Origin of the sequence: Massilimicrobiota sp. An105 (assembly GCF_002161155.1) — a bacterium.
Classification (GTDB): domain Bacteria; phylum Bacillota_I; class Bacilli_A; order Erysipelotrichales; family Coprobacillaceae; genus Allocoprobacillus; species Allocoprobacillus merdigallinarum.
Genome location: NZ_NFLY01000010.1, coordinates 58,097 through 67,790, shown reverse-complemented (window position 1 = coordinate 67,790; position 9,694 = coordinate 58,097). Strand labels below are relative to the sequence as shown.

The 9,694-nt window shown below is 31.6% G+C and carries 7 protein-coding genes; all 7 read left to right on the top strand.

Annotated features, from left to right (window positions below):
- The first annotated feature begins 219 nt into the window (after window positions 1-219).
- Window positions 220-2,352, top strand: a complete 2,133-nt coding sequence (gene pnp, locus B5E48_RS04470; RefSeq protein ID WP_087296617.1) for a polyribonucleotide nucleotidyltransferase — start codon at window positions 220-222, stop codon at window positions 2,350-2,352.
- A 37-nt stretch (window positions 2,353-2,389) separates the two neighbouring features.
- Window positions 2,390-2,893 carry a Maf family protein gene (locus B5E48_RS04465; protein WP_241146921.1) on the top strand — a complete coding sequence of 168 codons (504 nt, stop codon included), beginning with the start codon at window positions 2,390-2,392 and terminating at the stop codon, window positions 2,891-2,893.
- 117 nt (window positions 2,894-3,010) lie between these two features.
- Window positions 3,011-4,129 carry a 6-phosphofructokinase gene (locus B5E48_RS04460; protein ID WP_087244089.1) on the top strand — a complete coding sequence of 373 codons (1,119 nt, stop codon included), beginning with the start codon at window positions 3,011-3,013 and terminating at the stop codon, window positions 4,127-4,129.
- 127 nt (window positions 4,130-4,256) lie between these two features.
- Entirely contained in the window at window positions 4,257-5,180 is a 924-nt protein-coding gene (locus B5E48_RS04455) for a DUF3196 family protein (RefSeq protein WP_087304215.1), read from the top strand.
- A gap of 64 nt (window positions 5,181-5,244) precedes the next feature.
- Entirely contained in the window at window positions 5,245-6,525 is a 1,281-nt protein-coding gene (tig, locus tag B5E48_RS04450; protein ID WP_087296615.1) for a trigger factor, read from the top strand.
- A 94-nt stretch (window positions 6,526-6,619) separates the two neighbouring features.
- Window positions 6,620-8,947 carry an endopeptidase La gene (gene lon / locus B5E48_RS04445; protein ID WP_087304214.1) on the top strand — a complete coding sequence of 776 codons (2,328 nt, stop codon included), beginning with the start codon at window positions 6,620-6,622 and terminating at the stop codon, window positions 8,945-8,947.
- Window positions 8,948-8,991: 44 nt separating this feature from the next.
- Window positions 8,992-9,582 (top strand): ribosome biogenesis GTP-binding protein YihA/YsxC, encoded by a 591-nt coding sequence (gene yihA, locus B5E48_RS04440; protein ID WP_087304213.1) that lies wholly within the window; start codon window positions 8,992-8,994, stop codon window positions 9,580-9,582.
- The last annotated feature ends 112 nt before the right edge of the window (window positions 9,583-9,694 follow it).

Below are 9,694 nucleotides of genomic sequence, written 5' to 3'. Positions count from 1 at the left end.
GTAGAAGGAATACCCACTATTATTATAAAAGTTTGCAGAATTAAATTCTATCATTGGATTTGTAAAATTAAATTCCATATAAATTGATTTAGGGATGGAATTTAGTTTTTCAATTTACGTTTTATGAATATCTGTGTAAAATATGATAAAGAAATGATTTGTTATTACTGTAAAATATGCTATAATGACAAAGATAATGAATGAGGTGAAAAATATAATATGTCAAAACATGTAATGAGTTTAGAGTTTTACGGGAAAACAATAACTGTTGAAACAGGTGAACTTGCTAAGCAGGCTAATGGTTCCGTTTTAGTAAGATATGATGATACAGTGATTTTATCTACTGCAGTGGCTGGAAAAGAGCCTAAAGACGTAGACTTTTTTCCATTAACAGTAACATATGAAGAAAAATTATATTCAGTTGGGAAAATCCCAGGAGGATTTTTAAAGAGAGAAGGGCGTCCTAGTGAACATGGAACATTAACGGCACGTATGATTGATCGTCCTATTCGTCCATTATTTGCTGATGGATTTAGAAATGAAGTTCAAGTTGTGAATACTGTTTTATCAGTGGATCAGAATGCATCACCAGAAATGGCAGCGATGCTTGGAGCATCACTAGCTTTATGTTTATCTGATATTCCATTCAATGGACCAATTGCAGGTGTGAATGTTGGTTTGATTGATGGACAGTTTACAATCAATGCTGGTCCTGAAGAGATGGAAAGAAGTTTAATTAATCTAGAAGTTGCTGGGACTAAAGAAGCTATTAACATGGTTGAAGCTGATGCTAAAGAAGTTGATGAAGAAACAATGTTAAATGCATTATTATTTGGTCATGAGGCTATTAAGCAGTTAATTGCTTTTGAAGAAGAAATTGTGGCTTTATATGGTAAGGAAAAAATTGAAATTCCTTTGTTTGAATTAGATGAAAATATTGTAAAAGAAGTAGAATCTTTAGCTAAAGAGAGAATGATTCAGGCAGTTTCTATTCCTGGTAAATTAGAAAGATATGGAGCTATTGATGAAATCAATGATGAAGTTGTCGCTTTATTTGAAGCTAGAGAATATGCTGATTCAAAAGAACAGGAAGCTGTTATTAAACAGGTTAAAATCGTTTTACATGATTTAGAAAAAGATGAAGTAAGAAGATTAATCACAGAAGATAAGATTCGACCTGATGGACGTAAAATTGATGAAGTTCGTCCATTGGATGCACAAGTTGATTTACTTCCTAGAGTACATGGTTCTGCTTTGTTTACACGTGGTGAAACACAAGTGCTTTCTGTATGTACATTAGGTGCTTTAGGAGAACATCAAAAAATTGATGGTTTAGGTTTAGAAGATCAAAAACGTTTTATGCATCACTATAATTTCCCACCATATTCTGTTGGTGAAACAGGTAGAATGGGTGCGCCTGGTCGTCGTGAAATTGGACACGGTGCTTTAGGTGAAAGAGCCTTAGCTCAGGTTATTCCAAGCGAAGAAGAATTCCCATATACAATTCGTGTTGTTTCTGAAGTTTTAGAATCTAATGGTTCTTCATCACAAGCTTCTATTTGTGCATCATCTATGGCATTAATGGCTGCTGGTGTTCCAATTAGTAATCCGGTTAGTGGTGTTGCAATGGGACTTGTGAAAAAAGGTGATGATTATACAATCTTAACAGATATTCAGGGAATGGAAGATCATTTAGGAGATATGGATTTTAAAGTCGCTGGAACAAAAAATGGTATCTGTGCTTTACAGATGGATATCAAGATTGATGGAATCACAAAAGAAATCTTACAAGAAGCCTTAGCGCAAGCGAAAGTAGGACGTCAGCAGATTATGGAATGTATGATGAATGCTATTAGTGAACCAAGAGATCATTTGAGTCCATATGCACCAAAAGTCTATATGATGAAAATTGAACCAGATCAAATTAAAGATGTTATTGGAACTGGTGGTAAAACAATTAATGAAATCATTGAAAAATCTAATGATGTTAAAATTGATATCGAACAAGATGGTCGTGTAACAATTTATCATTATGATCAGGAAGCTATTGAAACTGCTGCTAAACTTATTGAAAATATTGTAAGAAGAGCAGAAGTTGGGGAAATTTATGATGGAAAAGTTGTTCGTGTTGAAGATAAATTTGCTTTTGTAGAATTATTTGAAGGAACAAATGGTTTCTTACATGTTGGAGATATTGCTCATGAACGTATCAATAAAGCTTCTGATGTTTTAAAAATAGGTGATATCATTAAAGTCAAAGTAACTAAGATTACTGATAAGGGTGTCAATGTTTCTCGTAAAGCATTGCTTCCTAAACCAATACATAAAGAAGAAAAGAAAGACCATGAGTAAAATTATTTTAGCAAGCACTTCTCCTAGGAGAAAAGAATTGCTTGAAAGAGAAGGCATTGACTTTAAAGTTGATGCTTCTTTTATTGATGAAACATTAGATGATTCATTACCTATTGAAAAACGTTTATGTGATTTAGCGATGCGTAAAGCATATCCTATTCATCAAAAATATCCTCACGATATTGTTATTGCGGCAGACACAGTGGTTTATTTTGATCATTGTGTCATTGGTAAACCACATGATCGTCAGGAAGCTTATGAAATATTGATGCGTCTATCTCATCATCGTCATGATGTTTATACAGGAGTTGCCATATATATGGAAAATGATTTAAAAACATTTTGTGAAAAAACACAAGTCTTTTTTAAAGATATAACTGCGATGATTGATGATTATTTAGATTCCAATGAATGGATGGGAAAAGCAGGAGCTTATGGTATTCAGGGGAAAGCTAGTGTATTTGTTGATTATATTGTTGGTGATCGTGATAATGTCATTGGTTTACCTATAACAAAAGTTAAAGAATGTTTAAAACAATGAAAACATCTTTAACTTCTTATTTTATACGAAATTTTGTAAACGGATTCATTTTTTGTTGTTTTCTGTGATGATTTTTATTATAATGAAGAATGGAAAATAAATGTGGAGGATAATGATATGGAAAAGAAAGTGAAAAGAATAGCATTACTTTCTGGTGGTGGTGACTGTCCAGGATTAAATGCAGTAATTAGAACAATTACAAAAACAGCTATTCATAAATATGGATGGGAAGTTATAGGTTATGTTTATGGATACCGTGGTTTATATAACAATAACTATATTGAATTAACAGAAGAAAAAGTTGAAAACATCTATAAGGAAGGTGGAACTATTTTATATAGTTCTAATAAAGATAATCTTTTTGACTATTTGGTAGATGATGGAAAAGGTGGAAAAGTTAAAAAAGATGTCAGTGATGTTGGTGTAGAAAACTTGAAAAAAGCGGGTGTTGATGTTCTTGTTGTTTTAGGTGGAGATGGAACGCTAACAAGTGCTAGAGATTTTTCAAGAAAAGGTGTTAATGTTATTGGAGTTCCTAAAACTATGGATAATGATTTATCTAGTACAGACCTTACATATGGTTTCATCAGTGCAATGAGTGTAGGAACTGAATTTATTGATCGTTTACAGACAACTGCTAAATCTCATCATCGTGTTATTTGCTGTGAATTAATGGGAAGAGATGCAGGATGGATTGCTTTATATGCAGGACTTGCTGGAAATGCTGGTGTTTGTTTAATTCCAGAAATTCCATTTACGATTGAAAATATTGCTAAACATATTGCTAAACGTGATGAACAGGGATTGCCTTATACTGTTATTGCAGTAGCTGAAGGAGCAAAATATGCTGATGGTACAAAAGTCATTGGTAAAATTGTAGAAGATTCACCTGATCCAGTACGTTATAGTGGTTTGGCTGCAAAAGTAGCGGATGATTTAGAAAAAGTGATTCCAAATCATGAAGTGCGTTCTGTTAATCCAGGACATATTATCCGTGGTGGAGATATTACTCCTTATGATCGTATTTTATCTATTCGTTTTGGAGTTAAAGCATGTGAATTGATTGATGAAGGACTATTTGGTAATGTTGTGACTCTTCATGGAGAAAATATGGATTATACATCATTAGAAGAAGTTATTGGTGATGCTAAATTCGGTAAACAAAAACGTGTCGATCCAAATGGTGAATTGGTTCGTGCTGCTAAAGCTGTTGGTGTTTGCTTTGGTGATGAATAACATAAGGGCTGTTATACATGTTTGTGTATAACAGTTTTTTGTAGAATGATAAAATATGTAAAAATAATTTGCTTAAATATTTAAATTTTGATAGAATATCTCGTACAAGTCAAAAGGAGGGATAAAATTGATTGAAGAGTTGATTGAAAATGGTGAATATCTTCAAACTTTAAATCAGCTTCATGATATGAATGATGAAAAAACAAGATATTTAAGACTCGTTTGTTTCATCGGGTTGGGTGAATTTGAAAAAGCAAAATATGAAGGCGCTCATGCAAAGGCTTTGGCAAAAGAAACATATTATGATGTTATATCTATGTACATCATGGCATTAAAAGAATTGGGTGAATATGAAGAAGCAATAGATTTATTAATTGAAGAATTATCTATGCCTTATATACCTTATCAATATGAAACTTTGTTTAATACGGCTTATGACGAAATTTTGCTTGAAAAGCAGGAAGCCCGATATGAAGTTGAAAATAAAAATCAAATTTTTTCAATAGAAGAAATTAATCAATTGTTAAATAAAAAAGATTGTAATGAAGATTTGTTGTATATGGCACTTGATCAATTACAGCAATTGAATGTTCGTATGATTATTCCTACAATTAAAACTTATTTGATGGATCCAAATAAACATTTTTTTGCAAAGACTTTATTGATGGAAATTATGATTGATCAGCAGGTTGATGAAGAAATGGAAGTTGAGAAGTTTGGTCAGATTTATAGTTTTAATCCAAGCTATATGCCAATGGTATTAGATCAGCTTGCTTATACAGGTATTTTAAAGTATCTTGAAAATGCATTAGAAAGTGATAATCCATCACTTTTTGAACAGTGTCAGGAATATTTGGAATATTTACTGTATTCTTTCTATCCACAGGAAATTGATGAAATGGATTATAATGTCTGGGCTGCCTCAATTCATTATTATGTGGCAACATTACTCTCTATAGATGTTGACTTGTCAGAATTAGAAATTTTATATTATTGTGATTTAGAAGCAATTGAAGAACGAATTTTAGCACTCAAACAAGTTGAGTGTTAAAATAGTTGCATTATGTAATTGTTTCATGTATAATAAGCGTGTTGAAATAATGGAGGAAGTATAAATGGAAACAGTTTGTAATAAACTTGAAAAATCTATGATGGAAGTTAAAGTGACTTTCACAACTGAAGAATGGAAAAAAGCTCAAGAAAAAGCATTAGACAAATTAGCAAAACAAGTTAAGATTGATGGTTTTAGAAAAGGTCATGTACCTAAACAAATGGTCAAAGCAAGACTTGGAAAAGGAACTATTTTAGAAGAAGCAACTGATATGATTTTACAACAAAATTATTCAGGTATTTTATTGGACAATGATATTCGTCCAGTAGGACAACCTGAAGTGAAAATTGATGAAATTTCAGAAGATGTTCTTAAATTAACTGTAACTGCACCAGTTGCTCCAGAAGTACAATTAGGTCAGTACAAAGGTTTAGAAGTGAAAAAGACACAAGTTAAAGTTACAAAGAAAGAAATTGAAGCTGAATTAAAGAATTATCAAAATCAATTTGCTGAATTAGTTATAAAAGAAGATGGTCAAGTTGAAAACGGTGATACAGCTGTTATTGACTTTGAAGGATTTAAAGATGGTGTTGCTTTCGAAGGTGGAAAAGGTGAAAATCATCCATTAGAAATTGGTTCAGGATCATTCATTCCTGGTTTCGAAGAACAATTAATTGGTATGGGTGTTGGTGAAGAAAAAGAAATTGAAGTCACTTTCCCAGAAAATTATCAGGCTGCTGATTTAGCTGGACAAAAAGCAACTTTCAAAGTTAAAGTTCATGAAATTAAATCAAAAGTTTTACCTGAAATTGATGATGAATTAGCAAAAGATGTTAATGTTGATGGTATTGAAACTTTAGCTGATTTAGAAACTTACACAAAAGAACAAATCAAAAACAGAAAACAAAATGAAGCTGAAGCAAAATTCAGTGATGATATTTTCAATGCCGTTATTGAAAATACACCACTTGAAGTTCCTGATGCAATGATTGAAACAGAACTTCAACAAATGTTAAGAGAAGTTGAACAAAATTTATCTCAACAAGGTTTAACAATGGATTTATTCCAACAATTAACTGGTAAAACTCTTGATGATATGAAAGCTGAAATGAGAGAACAAGCTGAAAAACGTGTGAAATTTAATTTGATTTTATCTGAAATTGTTAAAGCTGAAAATATCGAAGTAAGCGATGATGAAGTTGATGACGAAATCAAAGAAATTGCAACTTACTATGGAAGAGAATTCGACGAAGTGAAAAAACTCTTTGAAGGACAGTTAGGACAAATTAGAAATGATTTAGCTACTCGTAAAGCTGTTCAATTGATTAAAGATAATGTAAAATAAGACGCTTCAAGCGTCTTGTTTTATTAAAACAAATGAATAGACAAGTGACTCATTATTATATATAATAATGAAAATACAAAGGAGGTCATGAATTATGGATGAATTAGATATTGTCGTTGATTTGCCTGTCATTTGTACTAGAGGGATGGTTGTTTTTCCCTCTCATGAAATTTCTTTAGATGTAGGAAGAAGTTTTAGCCTTAAAGCAATTGAATTAAGTGTGAATGAATTTGATGAAAACGTTGTTTTTATTTCTCAAACAAATCCACTTGATGAAAATACAGATTTTGATCATGTTTATCATTATGGAACATTATGCAAAATTAAAAGAAGAATCAAAAGAGATAATCATGGAACAATCAAATTGACTGTTGAAGGTCAAAAAAGAATAGAAATTTTAAATCTTGAAGAAAGAGATGGTTGTCTTTTTGCAAAAACAAAATATCTTGAAGATATTCATGGTGACCGTGCTGAAGAAATTGCGTTAGTTAGAAAATTAACAGATCAGATGCAGACAATGCATAAAAATCTTCAGGTTTTCCCTCGTGAAGTTTTTGCGAGTTTGTCACAGGGCATGAGTGCAAGTGCATTAGCTGATACAATAGGACAATATATTAATGTCGAATTAAAAACAAAACAAGCTATTTTAGCTGAATGTGATATTAATAAACGTTTATTATTGGTTCTTGCAAGCATGGAAGAAGAAAAGACAATTAATGAAATAGAAGAAAAAATTAATCTTAAAGTCAAAGAAAGTATTGATGAAAATCAAAGAGAATATTATTTAAGAGAAAAATTACGTGCAATTAAAGAAGAACTTGGTGATACACCTAGTAAAGAAGATGATACAGATTATATTCGTGAAGAAATTCAATCAAAACCTTATCCTCAACATATCAAAGATAAGATTGAAGAAGAATTAAAACGATATGATATGATGCCACCTGCTTCTTCTGAAGCCAATGTTGTGAGAACTTATATTGATTGGGTTATGAAAACACCTTGGTATCAAGAAACTGAAGATACACAAGATATCAATGAAGTAGAAAGAATTCTTGATGAAGATCATTTTGGATTAGAAAAACCAAAAGAAAGAATTGTGGAACACTTGGCTGTTAAACAAATGACTCAGTCTTTAAATGCTCCAATTATTTGTTTGGTTGGTCCTCCAGGAGTAGGGAAAACTTCTATTTCTAAATCTATTGCAAGAGCATTAGGTAGAAAATTTGTAAAAGCTTCATTAGGTGGAGTAAGAGATGAAGCTGAAATTAGAGGACATCGTAGAACTTATTTAGGTTCTATGCCAGGAAGAATTATTCAAGGAATGAAAAAAGCAGGTGTTGTGAACCCGGTTTTCTTATTAGATGAAATTGATAAAATGTCTAGTGATTATAAAGGGGATCCAACAAGTGCAATGCTTGAAGTTCTTGATCCAGAACAAAACCAATTCTTCTCTGATAATTATTTAGAAGAACCTTATGATTTATCAAAAGTTTTATTCATCGCAACTGCAAATGATCTTGGAAGTATTCCTGATCCATTAAGAGATAGACTTGAAATCATTGAGATATCTTCATATACAGAACAAGAAAAATTAGAAATTGCTAAAAGACATTTATTGAAAAAAGAATGTAAAGTTCATGGTTTAAAAGATGAACAGCTTCATATATCAGATGATGCATTAATGTATGTGATTCGTCATTATACACGCGAAGCAGGAGTTAGACAATTAGAACGTTTAATTGCTAAAATCTGTCGAAAAGCTGTTTTAAAAATCTTAAAAGATCAGTCTTTAATGCTTACATTAAATGTTGAAGATTTAGAAGAATATCTTGGTAAAGCACCATTTGAACATACTAAAAAATTAGATAAGCCACAAGTAGGTGTTGTTACTGGAATGGCATATACGCAATATGGTGGAGATATTTTACCAATTGAAGTTAATCATTTTGCTGGTAGTGGTAAATTTATTATTACTGGACAGCTTGGTGATGTTATGAAAGAATCTGCTTCTATTGCATTAGATTACATGAAAGCAAATTCTCAAAAATATGGATTAGAAAACATTGCTTTTGATAAGCAAGATATTCATATCCATGTTCCAGAGGGAGCAGTCAAAAAAGATGGACCAAGTGCTGGTGTGACTTTAACAACAGCAATCTTATCTGCCTTTAGCAATCGTCCTGTTCGTGATGACGTTGCTATGACAGGTGAAATTACATTAAGAGGACAAGTATTACCAATTGGTGGACTTAAAGAAAAATCAATTTCTGCACATCGTAGTGGTATTCGTACAATCATTATTCCTAAAGATAATGAAAAGGATATTGATGATATTCCTGAATCAGTTCAAAATGATTTGAATATTATATTAGCAGATAATATTGATACTGTTTTAGAAAATGCTTTAGTGAAACAATAAAGCTGCTGATTGAATCAGTAGCTTTTTTTTGAAAGGAGAAAGATATGTATAAGGTAAACAAAGCACAGTTTTTGCTCTGTGCAGCATGGAAATCACAATGGCCAGATCATCAATTACCAGAAGTTTGTTTAGCCGGACGCAGTAATGTCGGTAAATCAAGTTTAATTAATACGTTGACGAATCATCAAAAATTAGCAAAAGTTTCTTCAACACCGGGTAAAACACGTACTTTAAATTTCTTTAATATTAATGATGAAATCTGTTTGGTAGATGTTCCTGGTTATGGCTATGCGAAAGTCAGTGATGCTATAAAAGAAAGCTTTGCGGATATGATTGATACATATTTAAGAGAACGTAATTTGTTAAAAGGCTTAATTTTAATTGTGGATTATCGACATAAACCGACTCATGATGATGTTCAAATGTATCAGTATGCTAAATATTATCAGATTCCTGTTATTGTTGTGGCGACAAAAGAAGATAAATTAAAACGAAATGATTTAAAGAAAAATGAAAAACGTATTAAAGAAACTTTGGATTTTCAAGAAGGGGATCTGTTTGTTCGTTTTTCAAGTCTAAATAAAGTTGGAATTGACGAATTATGGCAAGCTATTTTTCAACTATGTGAACTCTAAAAATATTGATTGAAAATAATTATTTTAAAATTAAGTGGTGAAAGAGGCAAGGAATAAACTTTACACAATAATACCTATTTTTTCATATGCTATAACAAATAATCTCGCTCTT

Coding starts and splice junctions, on each gene's coding strand:
- tig (WP_087296615.1), top strand. CDS start 5,245: ATGGAAACAGTTTGTAATAAACTTGAAAAATCTATGATGGAAGTTAAA.
- pnp (WP_087296617.1), top strand. CDS start 220: ATGTCAAAACATGTAATGAGTTTAGAGTTTTACGGGAAAACAATAACT.
- B5E48_RS04460 (WP_087244089.1), top strand. CDS start 3,011: ATGGAAAAGAAAGTGAAAAGAATAGCATTACTTTCTGGTGGTGGTGAC.
- yihA (WP_087304213.1), top strand. CDS start 8,992: ATGTATAAGGTAAACAAAGCACAGTTTTTGCTCTGTGCAGCATGGAAA.
- lon (WP_087304214.1), top strand. CDS start 6,620: ATGGATGAATTAGATATTGTCGTTGATTTGCCTGTCATTTGTACTAGA.